Origin of the sequence: Knoellia sp. 3-2P3 (assembly GCF_029223115.1) — a bacterium.
Taxonomy (GTDB): Bacteria; Actinomycetota; Actinomycetes; order Actinomycetales; family Dermatophilaceae; genus Pedococcus_A.
This window is the reverse complement of the sequence record NZ_JARGZE010000003.1, coordinates 432,150-450,050: the sequence shown is the minus strand read 5'-3', so window position 1 is coordinate 450,050 and position 17,901 is coordinate 432,150. Positions and strand designations below refer to the sequence as shown.

Here is a 17,901-nt window from a genome sequence, read left to right as displayed (position 1 = left end):
CCTGCGGGGCAACGGAGATCTCAGGTTTCCTCGGCAGCAGTCACGAGATGACCGCACTCCGCTCACACGGCGAGCGGGCCGCGACCCCCTCCCGTCGCGACCCGCTCGAGGGCGTGTGTTCGGGGTCAGTTGACCCGGCGCACCTTGATGATCTCCCCGAAGGTGTTGGTGTCGAGGTCGACACCGTTCGGGCCACCGTCCGGCATGCTGCTGTTGCCCGAGACGACCTGCACCTTGCCCCCGTCGCCTTCCACGTAGTCCTTGGCGGCGATGCCGATGTGGTCGGGGTCGTTGTCGCCGTTCCAGTCGAAGAGGAGCAGGTCGCCCCGCTTGATGTTGCCCTCGGAGGCGACCGTGGAGAACGCCGGGCTCGTCGTGCTGTAGAGCCAGTTGGTGTAGTCCATCTCGTTGGGGAGGTCGCGGCCAGCCTGGAAGTAGGCCTCGTGGGCGAAGATGCCGCACCACTCCGGAGAGCCGGGCGTGCCGCTGGCGTTGCCCGTGCGCTCGGTCCACACCTGCCAGTACCCCAGGTTGTAGAGCTGCTTCTCGTCGAGACCGATGAAGGCCTTCGCCCACTCCGTCGCACGCTCGGCGAGGGCGTCGGCCTCACCACTGCGCTCGGCCGCCCGGGCGACCCTCTCGCAGTCGCCGGCCACCTCGTCGACGTTGTCGGCGATCACGACGTCGCGCGTGCCGTCGCCGCATTGCACCACGTCGACCTCGCCGTCACGGGTGAAGATCGTGTCGTTGCCCAAGTCGCCGCGCACCGTGTCGCCGCTGCCGGAGGTGCTGGAGTCCGTGTCGTCGTCGGCGTACAGCCGGTCGTCACCGGAGCCGCCGTCGATGACGTCGCGTCCTGGGCCGCCGTAGAGCCGGTCGGGGTTGGCCCCGCCGAAGAGCCGGTCAGCACCCGTGTTGCCGAACAGGGTGTCGTTGCCGTCCTCGCCGTAGAGGTCGTCGTTGTCACCGGCACCCTCGAGGTGGTCGTTGCCGCCTCGTCCGTAGTACGTGTCGGCGGCGCTGGTCCCCTCCTTGGTGTTGTCGGCGTCGGTGCCGGTCCAGGTGGCCGCGTAGGCCGCTTGCCCGCTGGCGAGGATCGCCGCGGCGAGGACTGTCGTGCCCGTGACGCGGCTGAAGGTGCGCTTCATGGTGGTGCTCCTTGGGTCCGTGTCGGCGACCCTCGTGTGCCGCGTGGTCGCCGCCTGCTCCGGCCCACCGGTGCGGTGGGCCCTGAGGAGACCGTCGCGGGCGCCGCTGCGAAACCGCTGCGGATGCGCTACGCGTCGTGGCTCAACGCAGCAGGCCGCCTGCCGGCTGGTGCTCGGCGAGGTCGACCTCGTCGGGGACGACTCCGGCACGGGCCAGCGCCGCCTGCTCGCGGCGGGTTGACTCCTTGGCTGCCGCAGCCTGCCCCTGCAGTCGCTGGACGTGCGCGAGGTCCCGCAGCGTGCCCGCGACGCTGAGGTCGCGGCCCAGCACGGCGAAGGCGTCGACCGAGCGACGGAACTCGTCGGCGGCCTCGGCCAGTCGTCCCAGAGCGAGGAGTGCGCGACCGCGGGTCCGGCTGGTGCGCGCCGTCAGGAAGGCGTCCTGGGCGGCGACCGCACGCTGGTGCGCGGCAGTGGCGTGTTCCAGGGCCGCTGCACCGTCACCGAGAGCTGCCTCCACCTCGGCGCTCGCGTCGAGGGCCACCGTGACGAGGTGCTCGGCGCCGAAGCGCTGCAGAGCCACCAGCGACTCGCGCACCAGCTGCTGTGCCAGTCCGAGCTGGCCGAGGCGCCGGCAGGTGCGCGACAGGAAGACGGTCGCCAGTGCATGGGCGAGCCGGTCGGGGCAGTCGTCGAGCAGCTCGCGTGCCGTCGTGAACTCCCGTCGCGACTGCTCCAGCTCGTCGTAGTCGTTGTGGAGCTCTCCCCGCACGATGTGCGTCCAGCCTTCGAGCACCCGGTCGGGGTGGCGGGACAGCAGGTCCGTCGCCTTCGCCAGCTCGTCCTCCGCGGTCTCCCGGCGCCCGACGGCCAGGGCAGCATGTGAGGCGACCAGCCCCGCGGCCGCGGCCTGCGTCCCTGCGCCGAGCAGGGTGAGGTCGCGGCGGGCCTGGGAGGCCAGCGCCAGAGCTGGGGCCGATCGCCCCAGGTGGTCGTGCAGGTGCCAGGCCTTGGCCAGAGAGAGCATCGCCCTGCCCAGTCGCTGGTCCTCACAGACCTGCGAGAGCCCAGCAGTGACCGACTCGCAGGCAGCCAGCCACGTTGCGTGGTCGGGCGAGAGGTGGTGGGCGTTGCCCGCGGCGGCCAGCAGTCGCCAGGCCAGCTGTGGTCGGTGGGGGGCGATCGCACGGGCACAGGACCGCACGGCCTCCAGGGCGGTCATGCAGCCCTCGCGGGCCTCGTCGGCGTCGAGACCGGCCTCGACCTCGATCGGTGCGCGCCACCCGTCCTGCTCCGCGTCCCGGGGTGGCGGGGCAGCCGGCAGGAACTGGAGGGGGAAGGACTCGCGGTGGCCTTCGACCAGTGCCAGCAGGCAGGAGCTGACGGCGAGCATGGCGGCCTCGGCGTCGTCCTCGCCCACCGGAGCGTGCTCGCGAGCGAAGCGGGCGACGAGGTTGTGCAGCCGGTACTGGGCCTCGTGGCCCGGCACGATCACCGGCTCGACGAAGCTCGCGTCGATGAGGGCGTCCATCGCCCGCTCACCCGCGACCTCGTCATCGAGCAGGGCCTGCGGCACCCACGGGGAGAACGTCTCCATGGGCAGGACGGCCAGCAGGGCAGCGGTGCGCCGGGTGCGCTCGGGGAGCCGGTCCCACACGATGGTCAGGCTGGCCCGCACGGAGGCGTTCTCAGAGCCGCCGGTCTCGATGTCGTCGAGTCCTCGAGCGATGTCCTGCAGCCTCCTGGCCATCCGCCGGACGCTGAGGTCGGGGCGCTGCGCGAGCCTGCCGCCCACGAGCCGGATGGCCAGCGGCAGGCACCCCGTGTGGCGGGTCAGCTCCCGAGCGGCAGCCGGGTCCGCCTCGACGCGCTCGGTTCCGGCCACCTCGGCCAGGAGCCGCACAGCGTGCTCCGTCGGGAGAGGCCGCAGGCGCACGTGGTGCGTGGGTTGGAGGCGCGACGGGGGAGTGCGGGAGGTCACGATGGCCATCGACCCCACGGAGGTGGGCAGGAGGGCGAGCAGGCTCTCGTCGAGGTGTTCGCCGCGGTGGTCCACGTTGTCGAGCACGACGAGCAACCGGCGGCCGTCGATGAGCGAGCGGTAGAGGCCGGCTCGGGCAGCGGGGGTCTCGGGCACGGCCTCGGGCATCACGCCGAGGAGGTGCAGGAACACGGCGATGACGGAGTCGGTCTCGCCGGTGCTCTGCTCGCTCGAGACGTCGACGTAGAGCGTGCCACCGGGGAAGGTCTCGCGCAGGCGGGCACCGGCCTCCACGGCGAGGGCGCTCTTGCCGACTCCCGCGAGGCCAGTGACGAGCACCGTGGCTGCTGAGCCCGTACTGCTCGCTGCTGCGGCGGTAACGGCCTCCAGCTCGGGGTCGCGACCGAGGAACCCGTGCGGCCTCCGGGGCAGCGTCCTCGGCGTGGGCAGCGCCGTCCCCACAGCGGAAGCCGGCGCAGGGAGGGACTCGGTGACGACCTCGTCGACCTCGCGCGAAGAACGTGCAGTGGCGTCCGTAGGAGCAGGGTCCGGCCTCTCTGGCGTCTCTGGCTCGGAGGGTGCTGGCTGCGGCTGCGGCTCTCCTGCAACGGATCCAGTCGACACCATCGCAGGATGGGGCACGTCGCCGGCAAGCACCCGGTGATGGGCCTCCTTCAGGCGAGGCGACGGTTCGACGCCGAGCTCGTCGTCGAGCCGGTGGTAGGCGCAGCGATAGACCTCGAGCGCCTTTGCCTGCTGGCCGCAGGCGGCGAGGGCGAGCACGAACTGGGCGAGGAAGGTCTCGTTGTAGGGGTGCCGGTTCGTCAGGGCGGCGAGGTCGGCCACCAGACCGTCGAGGCGCCCGACACCCAAGGCGGTGTCGATGCGCTCCTCAAGCACGGTGAGGCGGGCGTGGGAGAGGCGGTCGCGCTCGAGCTGCACCGCGGCCGTCTCGGGAGCGCCCTGCAAGGGGTTCTCGGTGCACAGGCCGAGAGCCTGCTCGTAGAGGTGCAGGCTCTCCAGAGGCGCCTCCGCGCGGGCGCTGCGCGCGCGGCATACCAGCTGCTCCCACGCGGTGAGGTCGACGCGAAGGCGGGCGTCGAGCCGGTAGCCCGAGCCGTCGGTGAGGAGCACCGTGTTGCCCGCGCCGCCAGCCTTGCGGCGGATGCCGCTCACGAGGGCCTGGACGCGGTTGCGGGCTGAGGGCGGTGGGGCGTCGCCCCAGAGCCACTCGCTGAGGCTGGTGGTCGTGAGGCCGCCGCCGAACGCGGCGAGGGACAGCAGCCCGCGCTCGAGCCCGCTGAGGCGGACCGGCTGGTCGCTCCGCAGACAGAGCTCCACCTGGCCCAGCACCCGTAACTCGACGGCACCTTCGGCAGCCTCTGGAATCGGCACAGGCGGAACATATGGGACGAAAGTGACGGTGTCACTACCTCTTTACCAATGGCAGACCAACATGGCGCCGCGAGCTCCGCGGCGCCATGTCGGCCGTGTGGGTGCTAGGTGGAGGTGCCTGCCGTCAGTAGGTGCAGCCGGTGGAGGGCAGGTCCTTGGGGAGGGGGACCGGGTTGTCGTTGGCGATGGCGGTCAGCATCTTCTGCGGGCAGACGCTGTTGTAGTAGCCGTCGTTCTGCATGCTGCCCTTCCACACCTGCAGGTGGAGGTGGTTGCCGGAGGACTGGCCGGTGCTGCCCACGTCACCGATCTTGCGTCCCGGGCTGATGCCCTGGCCAGCCGAGACGTCGGGCGCGTCGAGCATGTGGCAGTACATGTACTGCCCGCCGCCGATGCCGCGGATCACGACGCCGTAGCCGCACCAGCCCTGGCCGAGCGGCGCCCAGCCGGCCGCTTCGACATGGCCACCGCGCAGGGCACGGATGTTCGCGCCGGCCGGGGCCTGCAGGTCAGAGGAGGGGTAGTCGTGGTGCGGGTCGTCGAGACCGGCCTTGCCCTCGGGCATGTCGGCCAGCGCGATGGGGAGGACGGTCGGGTTGACCCAGTTGATGTCCTCGCAGTTGCCCTTGGGGTCGGCGTTGGTGGCCGTCGGGAAGAGGTCCTGGGAGTCGGCGAACACGGTGTCCGCGCCGTCTCCGCAGTTGATGCGGTCGGCCATGCCGTCGCGGGCGCGCATGATGTCGGCGCCGGTCCCGCCGAACATCTCGTCCTCGCCGTCGTCGCCGATGACCTCGTCGTTGCCGTCGCCGCCGACGACGTGGTCGGCGCCGTTGTCACCGTCGACGATGTCAGGGCCGTCGCTGCCGAACAGGCGGTCCTGCCCGCCGAAGCCGTTGATGGTGTCGGCGTTGACGGTGCCGTGGATCTCGTTGTTGCCGCCGTCGCCCTCGAGCACCGCGGCGAACGCCACGCCGGGTGCGATCGCGAGCGTGAGCGCCGCTGCCACGGTCACGAGACCGGCGCGTCGCGAGCCGGTGCGCTTGGTGATGGAAGTTCTCATGGGTTGTCCCTTCTGGTTGCAGCGGGCAGGTGCCGCTGCCGGAGTTCGACGGGACCCACGGTTTCGGGGGGCGCTGCGGAGTCGCTGCGATTCCACTGCGGAGCGATGCGAGCACCTTGCTCGGCGCCGCCGATAGATGGCGAACCTGGCGCTCGACGGACTCGAACCTGATCGGTCAGGACGAGCTGTTGACTCGTAACACGTCGGTGAACGCGGACGCGCCGATCGTCGGCTGAACCGCTGAGGTGCTGGGACAGGGCTCCCTCGATCGCCCGCGGCAGGTGCTGCTGGCGCAGCAGTTCGAGGCGCGCGGTGAGGTCGCGGCAGGCCGACTCGAGCCTGCTGGACGAGTGGGAGCAGCTGACCGAACCGGCGGCGGTCGCTGCGCTGGCTGCTGCCGCTGAGGTCCGGCCCGGGGGAGCGGGGGACGAGCCACGGCCGATCACCTCCAACGAGCGGGGCTTCCGGGTGCTCGTGCGCACGGCATGTTCCGGCGCGTCGAGCTGGCCGCGCTGCGCCGGTGGAACGACCTGGGCGAGCTGCATGTTGGCTCCGGGTGGGACGCCGAGCGCTGGCCGTCGGCGATCAAGGACTACTTCGAGGAGTACGACTCGATCCGGCCCCGGCCGGATGCGCGCGGACCGGCTCTCCTGCAGGTGACCCGGGAGCCGGGGCGCTGGCTGGTGCGACAGGTCAGCGTCGACCCCGAGGGCGACCACGACTGGGCCATCCCCGCGGTCGTCGACCTCCCGGGATCAGACGAGGCTGGCGAGGCGGCTGTCACGATCAAGGACTTCGCCCGTCAGCCGCTGTGTAGGCACCGACTATGGGGCCCAAGCCGTCAGTCGGACCTGCTGGGGCCGGCATCCGCTGCAAGCGTGACCTCGAATCCGAGCGGTGGTTGAACGTGCGACCCGAGTCGGGGCCCACTCGGGTGATCGGGCAGACTTAACGCGTATCCCTCGCTCGGGGTGCCTGACGCCGCTATCTTCGCGGCGTGATATGGGCGGTTTTACGGCTTCTGCGGCCAAAGCAATGGATCAAGAACGTGCTGGTGGGCGCAGCCCCGCTGGCGGCGGGGGAGCTCCTCGAGCCAGGCGTGGCCTCTCAGACTCTCCGGGCGTTCGCGGTCTTTGCGTTGGCGAGCAGCGCCACGTACTGCCTCAATGACGTGCTTGACGCAGGGGCCGACGCCCTGCATCCAGTGAAGCGTTCGCGGCCGGTCGCTTCTGGCTTGGTCAGACCTTGGGTAGCGCTCACCTTGGCAGCAGCCCTTGCGGCGGGAGCGCTAGTCCTTGCCAGTCCCGCACCCCTGCGTTGGGCCGTGACCAGCTACCTCGGACTGACGGTGCTCTACTGCACCGGCCTTAAGCACAAGCCGGTCCTGGAGCTGGGGCTGGTCGCGGGAGGGTTCATCGTTCGAGCCGTGGGTGGGGGAGCGGCGACGCAGATTCCCCTCTCCAAGTGGTTCCTCATCGTCACTGCGTTCGCATCGATGTTCATGGTCGCCGGAAAGCGGCTGTCCGAGTTGGCTGCAGAGTCGCAGCCGGTCCCTATGGTCCGGCGCAGCCTGACCTTCTATCCGTTGTCCTATCTTCGGATGATCTTGTCGGTCTCCGCAGGCGTCACGATAACTGGCTATTGTCTTTGGGCGTTTGAAGTGGGCGCTGCCCACTCTGGGGGGCTGTGGACAGCCATCAGCGTGGGCCCCTTCGTCTTGGCCATTCTCCGGTATGCCTTGGATACCGACCAGGGGCGAGCTGAAGAGCCTGAGGAAGTTGTTCTCCGAGACCCGACCCTTCAAGCTCTCGGGGCCTTGTGGCTACTCACCTTCTCCGCTGGGATCTTCCTGTGAAGGGCGACGAAACCCTGCTATCTGGATGGGGCCGGACCAACTTCACCAGCTCGCTGGTCACCGATGACGAGACCGCCGAAAGTGTCTCAGCAGCCATACGTGGCTATCGCGGAGAACGCGGTTTGCTGGTTCGCGGCTTGGGCCGCAGCTATGGCGATGCAGCGCAGAATTCTGGAGGTCGTACCCTGCGGCTCCGCACCTCGCCCGTGGGTGAGATCGGCCCAGACGGGCAGGTGGACCTTCATGGGGGCCTCAGCGTCGGCGAACTGTTGACCCACGTGGTTCCGCGAGGCTGGTTTGTGCCAGTGACGCCTGGTACCAAGCATATAACGATCGGTGGGGGCCTGGCTGCCGACGTCCATGGCAAGAACCATCACCGGGATGGGAGTCTTGGGGCGCATGTCGTGGAGATCGATCTTGTAGATGGAACGGGCGCGCTGCGCACGCTGAGGCGTGAGGAGCCCCTCTTCGACGCTGTGATCGGCGGAATGGGCCTGAGCGGCGTGATCACGAGGGCCCGGCTCCGTCTCGTTCCCATTCAGACGGCAAGCATGCGGGTATGTACCAGGAGGACCGCGGACCTGGACGAGACGATGGGCGCTCTGGCAGATGCGGACCAGACGCACCGCTACACGGTCGCGTGGCTCGACACGCTCGCGCACGGAAAGCATCTCGGGCGTGGAGTTGTGTCCAGCGGCGAGCATGCCCCGCCAGCCTCGCTGGATGATCATGGCAGGAGCCCACTTGCGCTGGCGCGCTTCTCCCAAGGCTTGGCCGTTGCGGCACCGCCGACGCCACCCTTCAATCTACTGTCACCTGCGGGCATGAGGCTCTTCAACCAGATCTACTACCACCGCGCTCCTCTGCGCCCGAGAACGAGCCACGAGAGCATCTCTTCGTTCTTCTACCCGCTTGACGTCGTCAACGCCTGGAACAGGGCCTACGGCCCTAGGGGATTTGTGCAGTACCAATTTGCCGTACCACATGAGCGCACCGTCCGGGAGGTTATCGAATGCTTTCAGCGGAACTCGAACTATGGGTTCTTGGCCGTGCTCAAGAGGTTCGGCCCGGCATCCGGTGCTCCGTTGTCGTTTCCCACAAAAGGCTGGACCCTTGCAGTGGACTTTCCAGCGACCCGTGAACTTGCGGGCGTCCTCGATCGGCTAGATGAAATGGTCGTCGCTGGTGGGGGCCGGGTGTACCTTGCAAAGGACGCCCGCATGAATGCACGTCTCTTGCCGCAGATGTATCCCCAACTCGAGCGTTGGCGTGAACTGAGGGCGACCTTGGATCCCCGAGGCATTTTCGTTTCAGACCTTTCGAGGAGGCTTCAGCTTTGTTGAACGCATTCGGATTCCCCCAGTCCATTGCCGTGTTCGGGGGAACCTCCGACATCGCCCGAGCAACGGTCAAGGCGTTCGCTTCAGCAGGGAGCCTGGAGCGCGTGGTGTTGGCCGAGCGTCCATCGACGCCGGCGAGCCCGGACGGCGATCTTGGCATCGATCCGGCGCTCATTCGACGCGTGGCCTTCGACGCCGAACAACCGGAACGACACTCTGAGACGGTGGCTGGAATGTTCGAGGACGGTGACCTGGACGTCGTTGTCGTTGCCTTCGGAGTCCTGCCACCGCAGAGTTCCGTCGAGGACCCCGTGGAGGCTGCGCGAGTAGTCAGTGTGAATTTCACTGGTGCCGTCTCGGTGCTGACGGCCGTCTCACGGATGATGCGACAGCAAGGCCACGGCGTCATAGTGGTGCTCTCCTCCGTCGCTGGGGAGCGCCCCAGAAGGTCGAACTATCTGTACGGAGCCAGCAAAGCCGGGCTAGACGCCTTCGCGACAGGTTTGGGTGACGACCTCCATGGCTCCGGGGTGAGTGTCATCGTTGTGCGACCAGGCTTCGTGCACACGAAGATGACCGAGGGGATGAAGCCCGCTCCCTTCTCCGTGACTGCCTCTGACGTGGCAAATGCGATCGTCAGGAACACGGGCAAGGGAACCCGCACGATCTGGGTTCCCACGCATCTGCGAGCAGTGATGATCCTAGTTCGGTACATCCCTCGGACCATCTTTCGCCGACTTTCTCTGTGATTATCGCGAAAACGTCCCTGCGTTAGGGATACGCCTGCTCGTCAGTGCTGCCGTGGATCGCGTACACGTGGACGGTCCACAGGTACTGGAAATAGAGGCCAACCACAATCAGGCCAACCAGTAACCCTGCCCGTACAGCAACAGCCGAGGGAGGCAGCCTGTCGCGACGACGGGTTGGCATGGGCCACAGGGGCGCCAGCGAAAGCAGCAGGTATCGAACGCCGCTCCCCGCCAGGGGCGTGACTGCTGCGATGTACATCGGGTATGCAAAAGCCCAGGCCCGGAGCTCCAGAGGCCATGCGGAGCCTCGAGGCTGGCAAAGCGTTAGCGCCAGATATGCGCCTGCTCCGAGCAGAACGAGAACTCCTGGCCATCCGACGACGCCGTAGAGCTTCATTGGCCAAGCCAGTCCAATGACCCCCGGACCCTGATTGCTCATCCATTGTGCCTGGGTGACGAAAAAGGCGTCTGGGCGCTGCACCAACAGGGCAGCTATGGCTGGCCAGAGCAGCGATGAAACGGCCGTTACTGCTGTGGCCACACCATAGCCTCTGATATCGAATGCGCGATTCTTGCCAGCGGATCGGCGCCATTTGACCGCCCCATGCACGGCAAGCACAGCGAGCAATGGAAAGGCGATCGGGCGCGTGAGGGACAGGAGGATGGCGGCCGCGCTCACCAGCAAGTACCGCTCAGTGGAAAGGGCATAAAGAAAGATCACCAGCAACAGGAGGGCAAGGCCCTCTGTGTAGCCAACCTGAAAGATGGGAGCTGCTGGGTAGACATTGATACAGGCAATCAGGGCCAGAGCCGTAAACCTGCTGGCGCGCTTCACTAGATATTTGTAGAGCAGCACCATGGCGAGCCCCGCACATGCGAGGCTGAACGCCGGGGCAGCAAACTCATACTCTAGGCCCGTCATCCAGGAAATCGCACGGACAGCCAAAGGGTAGGCGGGATAGAAAGCCAGCTCGTTCTGAAGAACCTCGCCATTGACCTGAGGTAGGACGGACGGGTAGCCGTCCTCCGCGATGGACTTGTACCACTGGGCATCCCAATTCATGCCGATGGTCCAGAGGTTCGCGTCCGGGGCACCCGCCGTGGTAATGGTCGCATCCGCCAAAGACCTCGGACGCGATGGCTGGTCGGCAGCACCCGCAGCCAAGAAGGCTGCCGAAATGAAGCGAGTTGCGGTGAAGATCAGCAGAGGGGGCAGTGCGTCCTGGGCGACGGTCCGCAGTCGGTCAGGAGCAAAGTTCAGCGCGCGCAGCCTCCGGGTGGAGTGCTCGAGGTCAAGCAACAATCGTCCGCTCCCTGTGGCCCAGTGACGTAGCAATCCTGAAGGTATGTCCAGATCGTCCCGGGTCAGGCGGTCCGGGAGTGTCCGCGACGTCTTGTTCCGGCCGAACGGATGAGTGGGTGGTCGTCACCTTGTCGGATCGGCACTGCCCAGAGAGGCACCGATCCGTCCTGGCGGCCGGGTAGACTGGTGTTTACCGCCGGCGTGGGTGATAACCCGCTCAGCGCGCCCAGAGGGGCTACGCCGGGTCGCACACCGAACGAGTCAACCCACAGGAGTTCTTCCATGTCCTTTGACTACAAGGTGGCCGACCTGAGCCTCGCCGAGGCCGGCCGTCACCAGATCCGTCTTGCCGAGCACGAGATGCCCGGTCTGATGTCCCTGCGCGAGGAGTTCGGCGAGAGCCAGCCCCTCAAGGGCGCCAAGATCGCCGGTTCGCTGCACATGACCGTGCAGACCGCCGTGCTCATCGAGACCCTCACCGCTCTCGGCGCCGAGGTCCGCTGGGCCTCCTGCAACATCTACTCGACCCAGGACGAGGCCGCCGCCGCGGTCGTCGTCGGCAAGGGCACCCCCGAGGCGCCGGCCGGCGTCCCCGTCTTTGCCTGGAAGGGCGAGACCCTCGAGGAGTACTGGGACTGCACCGAGCAGATTCTCACGTGGCCGAACGGTGACGGCCCGAACATGATCCTCGACGACGGCGGCGACGCCACGATGCTGGTCCACAAGGGCCGCGAGTGGGAGGCCGCCGGTCAGGTGCCGCCCACCACCGAAGAGGACTCCGAGGAGTTCGCCATCTTCAAGGCTCTGGTCCGCAAGACCATCGAGGCCGATGCCACCAAGTGGACCAAGGTCTCCGAGGGCATCAAGGGCGTCACCGAGGAGACCACCACCGGTGTCCACCGCCTCTACCAGCTGGCCGAGGCCGGCAACCTCCTCTTCCCGGCGATCAACGTCAACGACTCGGTCACCAAGTCCAAGTTCGACAACAAGTACGGCTGCCGCCACTCGCTCATCGACGGTCTGAACCGCGCCACCGACGTCCTCATCGGCGGCAAGGTGGCTGTCGTCTGCGGCTACGGTGACGTCGGCAAGGGGTGTGCCCAGTCGCTCGCCGGCCAGGGCGCCCGCGTCATCGTCACCGAGGTCGACCCCATCTGCGCCCTGCAGGCCGCGATGGAGGGCTTCCAGGTCGCCCGCCTCGAGGACGTCGTCGACACTGCCGACATCTTCATCACCACCACCGGCTGCTACGACGTGATCACCGCCGAGCACATGCAGCGGATGAAGAACAAGGCGATCGTGGCCAACATCGGCCACTTCGACAACGAGATCGACATGGCCGGCCTGGCCAAGGTGCCCGGCGTCAAGAAGACGGAGATCAAGCCGCAGGTCCACGAGTGGACCTTCGAGAGCGGCAGCTCGATCATCGTCCTCTCCGAGGGTCGCCTGATGAACCTCGGCAACGCGACGGGCCACCCCTCGTTCGTGATGTCGAACTCGTTCTCGAACCAGACGATCGCCCAGATCGAGCTGTGGACGAAGCCGGGGGAGTACGAGAACAAGGTCTACGTGCTGCCCAAGCACCTCGACGAGAAGGTCGCCCGTCTCCACCTCGACGCGCTGGGCGCCAAGCTGACCGAACTGACCAAGGGCCAGGCCGAGTACCTCGGTGTCGACGTGGCAGGCCCTTATAAGCCGGAGCACTACCGCTACTGAGCGACCTGATTTCGTGAGGGAGGGTCGCCCGCATCTCAAGAGCGGGCGACCCTCCCGCCGTCCGTGTCCGGAGCCAAGGCCTCGACGCGAATCGCTCGTCCTGACGGTAGCGCCGTGGTCGGTGACGCCTGGGCCAGCAGGCGTGGCGTGGCCGCTAGAAGAGTGAGAGTTCCCAGCCACATCACAGGGGAAGCCAAGACCATGCCGATTGGCAGCGCCCAGGTTCTGTGGGTTCTGGCCCCCCACAGCACAAGCGCCAAGGCGGCCGGCAGTCGATAGACCAGCGGTGGCAGGACGCTCGCTCCGAGGGTCTCACCCGACCGGTGTGCATTCGTGTACAGCAGGCTCCACCATTGGGTCCACAAGTGCGGCTCCCAAAGGGCCGAAAGGCAGGCGACTCCGACCGTAACGCTCAGGCACAACCAGAGTGACCGCCACTCGCGCCTCGCAGCGAACCAAATGGGGCCCAGGAAGATCGTCACCTTGGTCAGCGCCGCCAGGGCCCACAGCCACGGCCGCCGTGTACCAAGCACCATGGCCAGTGCCAGGGGGATGAACACGTTGCCTGCCACGATCTCCGGAAGTCCCGCCAGCCACAGTGGGATCGCCCAATAGCGGAGCGGTGCCAACAGCCACGCTAGCCCAGCTGCCAGGAGCAAGGACCAGAGCGAGGCGAACACTGGCCAAGGCAGGGCCGTCATGGGCCGGATGATCTGGGCAAAGGCAGGCGAGTAGAGATAGGCGTCCGTCGTCATCGGTCCGTTCGTGTAATACACGCCGTGGCCTGTGAGCCAATACGGGTGGGAGTCCCAGCCGAGGCTGAAGGGGTGCAGGGCGTAGACGGTGGCAGTGAGGAGAAAGGTCGCGCCAAGAACCTTTGCGGCGCCCGACGTGACGCGTCGGAAGGAGGGGGTCATGCGGGCTGATCCGCTCGGGGCTGTCACCGATTGACCTCCATCCAACTCGGGGGTTATGCCTGTCGTCCTGTACGCCACGGCCGCAGATGCTTGATCTGGCCGAAGTTGGCCCGACAGGCAGAAACTCCCATATCCGGGACGTGCGTGCAGCGACTGCAGAAACTTCTGTCCGACCGGATGAGCGCCATGATGTCTGTGACGCACTCTTGTCTTGAGCAGTTACGACTCACCGATATGTGATGATGCGTGCGGGCGATTCGTGGTTCCCGAGAGAGGACTGACACAAGTGAAAGGTCGCGTGCTCATCGTCGATGACGATCTTGCGCTCGCCGAGATGCTTGGCATCGTGCTCCGGAATGAGGGGCTGGAGGTCTCTCATGTAGCTGACGGCGCCGGCGCCCTCAACGCGTTCCGCGAGGCGAAGCCCGATCTCGTGCTCCTCGACGTCATGCTGCCCGGGCTCGATGGCATGGAGGTTTGCCGACGGATCCGCGCAGAGTCCGGTGTACCCATCGTCATGCTCACTGCTCGCACGGACACCGTCGATGTCGTGGTCGGGCTCGAATCCGGAGCCGACGACTATGTCGTCAAACCATTCAAGCCTCAAGAGCTCATCGCGCGTATCCGGGCCAGACTGCGCCGGGGCGACGAGCCCGAGCCAGAACGCCTGGAGATCGGAGATCTCGTCATCGATGTGGCCGGTCACTCGGTCAAGCGCGATGGCCGAGCCCTCTCGCTCACGCCGCTTGAGTTCGACCTGCTGGTGGCGCTGGCTCGCAAGCCGTGGCAGGTGTTCACGAGGGAGGTCCTGCTTGAGCAGGTATGGGGATACCGGCACGCCGGCGACACACGGCTCGTTAACGTCCATGTGCAGAGGTTGCGGTCGAAGATCGAACACGACCCGGAGAAGCCGGAGATCGTGGTCACGGTCCGCGGGGTGGGCTACAAGGCAGGGCCGAGCTAGTCATGTCCGGGACGGCCAGGCCTCATCCGGGGCCTACCTCGGCCTGGAGGGGACGGTGGTCGGGCGTCAGCGAGGTCACGGCCCGCATCGTGGGGCACTCCCGGAAGGTTGCTGTTCGCGCGCTTCGCGCGCTGCGTCACACTTGGCGCTCCTCATTGCAGTTCAGGGTCGTCACCACGACCATGCTGCTTGGGCTGCTCGTGATCACGCTGCTCGGCTCCTATCTCTACCAGTCGATCTCCAACGGTCTGGAGCAGGACCGCATCTCGACCGCCACGTTGGAGGCCTCGGGTCTGGCCACGGAGGCACAGCAGGCATTCGACGCGACGGACAGCACGGAGAGCGCAGCCGATCTGGGCCAGTTCGCCCGCGACCTAGTGCAGCAGAAGCTGGCCTCGCCCGGGGCCGATGCAAGTCGACAGGTGGTCTTCACGCGTTCGCTGGACAACGAAAGTCCCACCTTCGTGGCGACCGTGTGCTCCGACGAGGCGTGCCTACCGAGCATCCCCGATGACCTTCGTGCCGCGGTCAGCGACAATCCCAGGCGACAGCAGTACAAGCTCACGAGCATCAACGACGAGACGGGCGACACGGTCCCCGCCGTCCTCGTCGGCTCCCAGGTCGAGCTGCCGGTAGCCGGCGCCTACGACCTCTACTTCGTCTTTCCCCTGCAGCGGGAGGTGCAGACGCTCGAGATCATCACCAACACGTTCGCGTTCGGAGGCGTCGCCCTCGTCTTGCTCGTCGGCGCCGTAGCCTTCGTCGTCACCCGACAGGTCGTCATCCCCGTGCGACGGGCAGCGGTCGTGGCAGAACGGCTCTCCTCCGGGAAGCTCAACGAGCGGATGCGAGCGCGTGGCGAGGACGACCTCGCGATGCTGGGCAAATCCTTCAACGAGATGGCCGACAGCCTTCAATCGCAAATTCGTCAGCTCGAGGGTCTTTCGAGGGTCCAGCAACGCTTCGTCTCAGATGTCTCCCATGAGCTTCGCACCCCGCTGACGACCATTCGGATGGCCGCGGACCTGCTCCACGACACCAGGGAGCACTTCGACCCCGTCACCGCCCGGTCGGCCGAACTGCTCCACGACGAGCTCGATCGGTTCGAAGATCTGCTCGCGGACCTGTTGGAGATCAGCCGGTTCGACGCTGGGGCGGCCGCTCTGGATGCCGAGCCCACGGACTTGCGAGATCCGGTCGCGCGTGCGGTAGAAGCAGCGCAGCCGATCGCCGCGCGCCGTGGCAGCCAGATCACCGTTCGTGCGGAAGGTGACTGCGTCGCGGAGATGGACTCACGTCGTGTCGAGCGGATACTCCGCAACTTGGTGGTGAACGCCGTGGAGCATGGCGAAGGCAAGCCTGTTGAGATCTCGCTTGCCGGGAACGAGTCGGCTGTCGCGGTCACCGTACGGGACCACGGTGTCGGCCTTCGACCGGGTGAGTCCGCCCTTGTCTTCAACCGTTTCTGGCGCGCTGATCCTGCTCGGGCGCGGACCACGGGTGGAACCGGGCTCGGCCTGGCCATCTCGCTCGAGGACGCCCGTCTCCACGACGGCTGGCTCCAGGCTTGGGGAGAGCCGGGCGAGGGTTCCTGTTTCCGCCTGACCCTGCCTCGGCGGTCGGGAACCCCCATCGACGAGTCCCCCCTGCCTCTCGAGCCACTGTCCGCTGCGATCAAGGCACAGCCATGAACTGGCAGCGCCGTCTGTCCCTCCTGTGTGCGAGTCTGTTGGTGAGTGCCTGCGGCGGCATCTCCAGCGACTCCCCGGTGCGGCCGGGGTTGGAGGTCGGCGCGGCAGCAGCAGACCCGGTGAAGGTGCTGTTTCCTGGCCCGGCTGTCGGATCCTCCCCGGAGCAGATCGTTCAGGGGTTCCTGCGGGCTGGGGCTGCCAGTGACGAGGAGTTCGAGGTCGCACGTTCGTTCATGGCTTTGTCTTCGGATGCCACCTGGCGCCCGGACTCCTCCATCATGATCTTCACTGACGAGTCGGCCTTGTCGGTCAGATCCCTGAGCGAAAGCTCCGTGCGCGCCACAGCGAAGGTCACTGCCAGCATCGATGCAAACGGCCGCTACCGAGATCTGCCGCCAGGAACAATCGTTGAGGCTACCTTCACCCTGAACAGGCCGACTGGGGAGTGGCGCATCAACACGGTCCCGGAGGGTTTTGGGCTCTGGCTCAGCGCATCCGACGTCGACCGGTTGTACAAGCCCTTCCGAATCCACTACATCTCCTCGGTCGAGCGGCGGCTGGTGCCAGACGTCCGATGGTTCTCTGTCGGCAAGGGGCTGGCGACCCGCCTGGCCCGTGCACAGCTGAGCCCACCGCCGGATTACCTGCAGGGCGCTGCCAGGAGTGACGTACCAGTCGGCACTCGCCTGACGGTGGATGCGGTACCTGTGGAGAACGGGGTGGCGACGGTGGACCTCACCGCGACCAAGCCCGGAGGCGACCCGGTTCGTCGGCAGAACCTCTGGGCTCAGTTCGTGGCGACGCTGACGCAGATCCCGGACGTCAACCGGGTGGCGCTCAGAGTCGAGGGCTCGGACCTGGACCTACCGGGGATCGAGCAGGCTCCCGCTGGCCTTGCCGAACTGGGCTTTACACCGGCGCAGTCCCCGGCCGCGGCAAACCCCGTGATTCGAACGGGCGGTCAGCTGTTCGCCGTCGACCCGGCGCGGCTGGGCGACGAGCCTGACTCAGAACCGTCCGTGCGCCGAGCCAACACCCCGACCATCGCCACCGGCTGGGTCTGGCTGGCCGTGTCGAAATCTGGTGACGAGGTCGCTGCGGTTGGGGGAAACCGCGCTGAACTCGCTCGGTGGCGCGGCGCTGACCAGATTCGCGTGCCGCCGTTCGGTGCCGGGCTGACAAGGCCGACCTACGACAGCCAAAACATCCTCTGGGTGGCGGGCAAGGCGGACGGCCGAACGCGGGTGTGGTCGATCAACGCTGCCGCGGACCCGGCTGACGCGGAGAGCGGTCGACCCTTCACCGTTGACGCAGGCTGGCTCCAGGATCGGACCGTTGTGGCAATCAGGATCGCGCCTGATGGGCAGCGAGTAGCAATTGCGTCTACCAGCGAGTCCGGCCGGTACCCCCGGGTCGACGTGGCAGGTGTGGTGCGCGCAGCCAACGGCATGCCGGAGCGGCTTGCTCAGCCTCTCGGAGTTGCCCCAGCGTTGACGCTGGTCCGGGACCTCGTCTGGCTTGACCAGACCCGCGTGGCAGCTCTCGGTCGAATCAACAGCGCGTCACCCGTGCGTGCATGGATCGCCGAGGTGGGAGGTCGAATGTTGGCGGCCGAGGTCTCGGATGTCCCTGGGGCGCAATCGATCACCACTGTCAACGGCGAGCGAGGCCTGGTCGTAACCACAGACGATCGCCGTGTCCTCCTGCGTGCTGGAAGCAGTTGGCTGGAAGTCGCTGAGGGCAGCGACTTCGCAGTGCCCGCCAGATAGCCACCTGCTCGTG

Annotated in this window: 13 protein-coding genes; 8 read left to right on the top strand and 5 right to left on the bottom strand. The window is 67.0% G+C overall.

The window, feature by feature from the left end; genetic code table 11:
- Positions 1-125: 125 nt before the first annotated feature.
- The 3 genes from P0Y31_RS12220 to P0Y31_RS12210 form a co-directional block, all read right to left on the bottom strand.
- Positions 126-1,148, bottom strand: a complete 1,023-nt coding sequence (locus P0Y31_RS12220) for a calcium-binding protein (RefSeq protein ID WP_275869708.1) — start codon at positions 1,146-1,148, stop codon at positions 126-128.
- Between the two features lie 142 nt (positions 1,149-1,290).
- Positions 1,291-4,524, bottom strand: a complete 3,234-nt coding sequence (locus tag P0Y31_RS12215) for a BTAD domain-containing putative transcriptional regulator (protein ID WP_275869705.1) — start codon at positions 4,522-4,524, stop codon at positions 1,291-1,293.
- A 124-nt stretch (positions 4,525-4,648) separates the two neighbouring features.
- The gene (locus P0Y31_RS12210) at positions 4,649-5,584 is read right to left on the bottom strand and encodes a peptidoglycan DD-metalloendopeptidase family protein (protein WP_275869703.1); all 936 of its coding nucleotides are present in this window, start codon (positions 5,582-5,584) and stop codon (positions 4,649-4,651) included.
- A 485-nt stretch (positions 5,585-6,069) separates the two neighbouring features.
- On the opposite strand from P0Y31_RS12210, the gene P0Y31_RS12205 reads away from it, so the two are divergent.
- The 4 genes from P0Y31_RS12205 to P0Y31_RS12190 all read left to right on the top strand — a co-directional run bounded on the left by P0Y31_RS12205 (position 6,070) and on the right by P0Y31_RS12190 (position 9,528).
- The gene (locus tag P0Y31_RS12205; RefSeq protein ID WP_275869701.1) at positions 6,070-6,489 is read left to right on the top strand and encodes a DUF3516 domain-containing protein; all 420 of its coding nucleotides are present in this window, start codon (positions 6,070-6,072) and stop codon (positions 6,487-6,489) included.
- Between the two features lie 92 nt (positions 6,490-6,581).
- Entirely contained in the window at positions 6,582-7,439 is an 858-nt protein-coding gene (locus tag P0Y31_RS12200) for a decaprenyl-phosphate phosphoribosyltransferase (protein WP_275869698.1), read from the top strand.
- The gene (locus tag P0Y31_RS12195) at positions 7,436-8,782 is read left to right on the top strand and encodes an FAD-binding oxidoreductase (RefSeq protein ID WP_275869696.1); all 1,347 of its coding nucleotides are present in this window, start codon (positions 7,436-7,438) and stop codon (positions 8,780-8,782) included. Before P0Y31_RS12200 ends, P0Y31_RS12195 begins: the two co-directional genes overlap by 4 nt.
- Positions 8,776-9,528 (top strand): SDR family NAD(P)-dependent oxidoreductase, encoded by a 753-nt coding sequence (locus P0Y31_RS12190; RefSeq protein WP_275869694.1) that lies wholly within the window; start codon positions 8,776-8,778, stop codon positions 9,526-9,528. Before P0Y31_RS12195 ends, P0Y31_RS12190 begins: the two co-directional genes overlap by 7 nt.
- 22 nt (positions 9,529-9,550) lie before the next feature.
- Here the strand turns inward: P0Y31_RS12190 and P0Y31_RS12185 are convergent, their stop codons facing one another.
- Positions 9,551-10,828 (bottom strand): hypothetical protein, encoded by a 1,278-nt coding sequence (locus tag P0Y31_RS12185; RefSeq protein ID WP_275869691.1) that lies wholly within the window; start codon positions 10,826-10,828, stop codon positions 9,551-9,553.
- A gap of 285 nt (positions 10,829-11,113) precedes the next feature.
- Here P0Y31_RS12185 and ahcY point away from each other — a divergent pair, with 285 nt between their 5' ends.
- Positions 11,114-12,547 carry an adenosylhomocysteinase gene (ahcY, locus tag P0Y31_RS12180; protein WP_275869689.1) on the top strand — a complete coding sequence of 478 codons (1,434 nt, stop codon included), beginning with the start codon at positions 11,114-11,116 and terminating at the stop codon, positions 12,545-12,547.
- Between the two features lie 35 nt (positions 12,548-12,582).
- Here ahcY and P0Y31_RS12175 read toward each other — a convergent pair whose 3' ends face one another.
- Positions 12,583-13,464 (bottom strand): glycosyltransferase 87 family protein, encoded by an 882-nt coding sequence (locus tag P0Y31_RS12175; RefSeq protein ID WP_275869687.1) that lies wholly within the window; start codon positions 13,462-13,464, stop codon positions 12,583-12,585.
- Positions 13,465-13,750: 286 nt separating this feature from the next.
- Here P0Y31_RS12175 and mtrA point away from each other — a divergent pair, with 286 nt between their 5' ends.
- The 3 genes from mtrA (at position 13,751) to P0Y31_RS12160 (ending at position 17,888) form a co-directional block, all read left to right on the top strand.
- Positions 13,751-14,428: an MtrAB system response regulator MtrA gene (gene mtrA, locus P0Y31_RS12170; RefSeq protein ID WP_275869860.1), complete on the top strand. Its 678-nt coding sequence runs from the start codon at positions 13,751-13,753 to the stop codon at positions 14,426-14,428.
- A gap of 89 nt (positions 14,429-14,517) precedes the next feature.
- Positions 14,518-16,119 carry an MtrAB system histidine kinase MtrB gene (gene mtrB, locus P0Y31_RS12165; RefSeq protein WP_275869684.1) on the top strand — a complete coding sequence of 534 codons (1,602 nt, stop codon included), beginning with the start codon at positions 14,518-14,520 and terminating at the stop codon, positions 16,117-16,119.
- On the top strand, positions 16,116-17,888 hold the full coding sequence (locus P0Y31_RS12160; RefSeq protein WP_275869681.1) for a GerMN domain-containing protein: 1,773 nt from the start codon (positions 16,116-16,118) through the stop codon (positions 17,886-17,888). Before mtrB ends, P0Y31_RS12160 begins: the two co-directional genes overlap by 4 nt.
- The last annotated feature ends 13 nt before the right edge of the window (positions 17,889-17,901 follow it).

Coding starts and splice junctions, on each gene's coding strand:
- P0Y31_RS12220 (WP_275869708.1), bottom strand. CDS start 1,148: ATGAAGCGCACCTTCAGCCGCGTCACGGGCACGACAGTCCTCGCCGCG.
- P0Y31_RS12210 (WP_275869703.1), bottom strand. CDS start 5,584: ATGAGAACTTCCATCACCAAGCGCACCGGCTCGCGACGCGCCGGTCTC.
- ahcY (WP_275869689.1), top strand. CDS start 11,114: ATGTCCTTTGACTACAAGGTGGCCGACCTGAGCCTCGCCGAGGCCGGC.
- P0Y31_RS12175 (WP_275869687.1), bottom strand. CDS start 13,464: ATGACCCCCTCCTTCCGACGCGTCACGTCGGGCGCCGCAAAGGTTCTT.
- P0Y31_RS12160 (WP_275869681.1), top strand. CDS start 16,116: ATGAACTGGCAGCGCCGTCTGTCCCTCCTGTGTGCGAGTCTGTTGGTG.
- P0Y31_RS12205 (WP_275869701.1), top strand. CDS start 6,070: ATGTTCCGGCGCGTCGAGCTGGCCGCGCTGCGCCGGTGGAACGACCTG.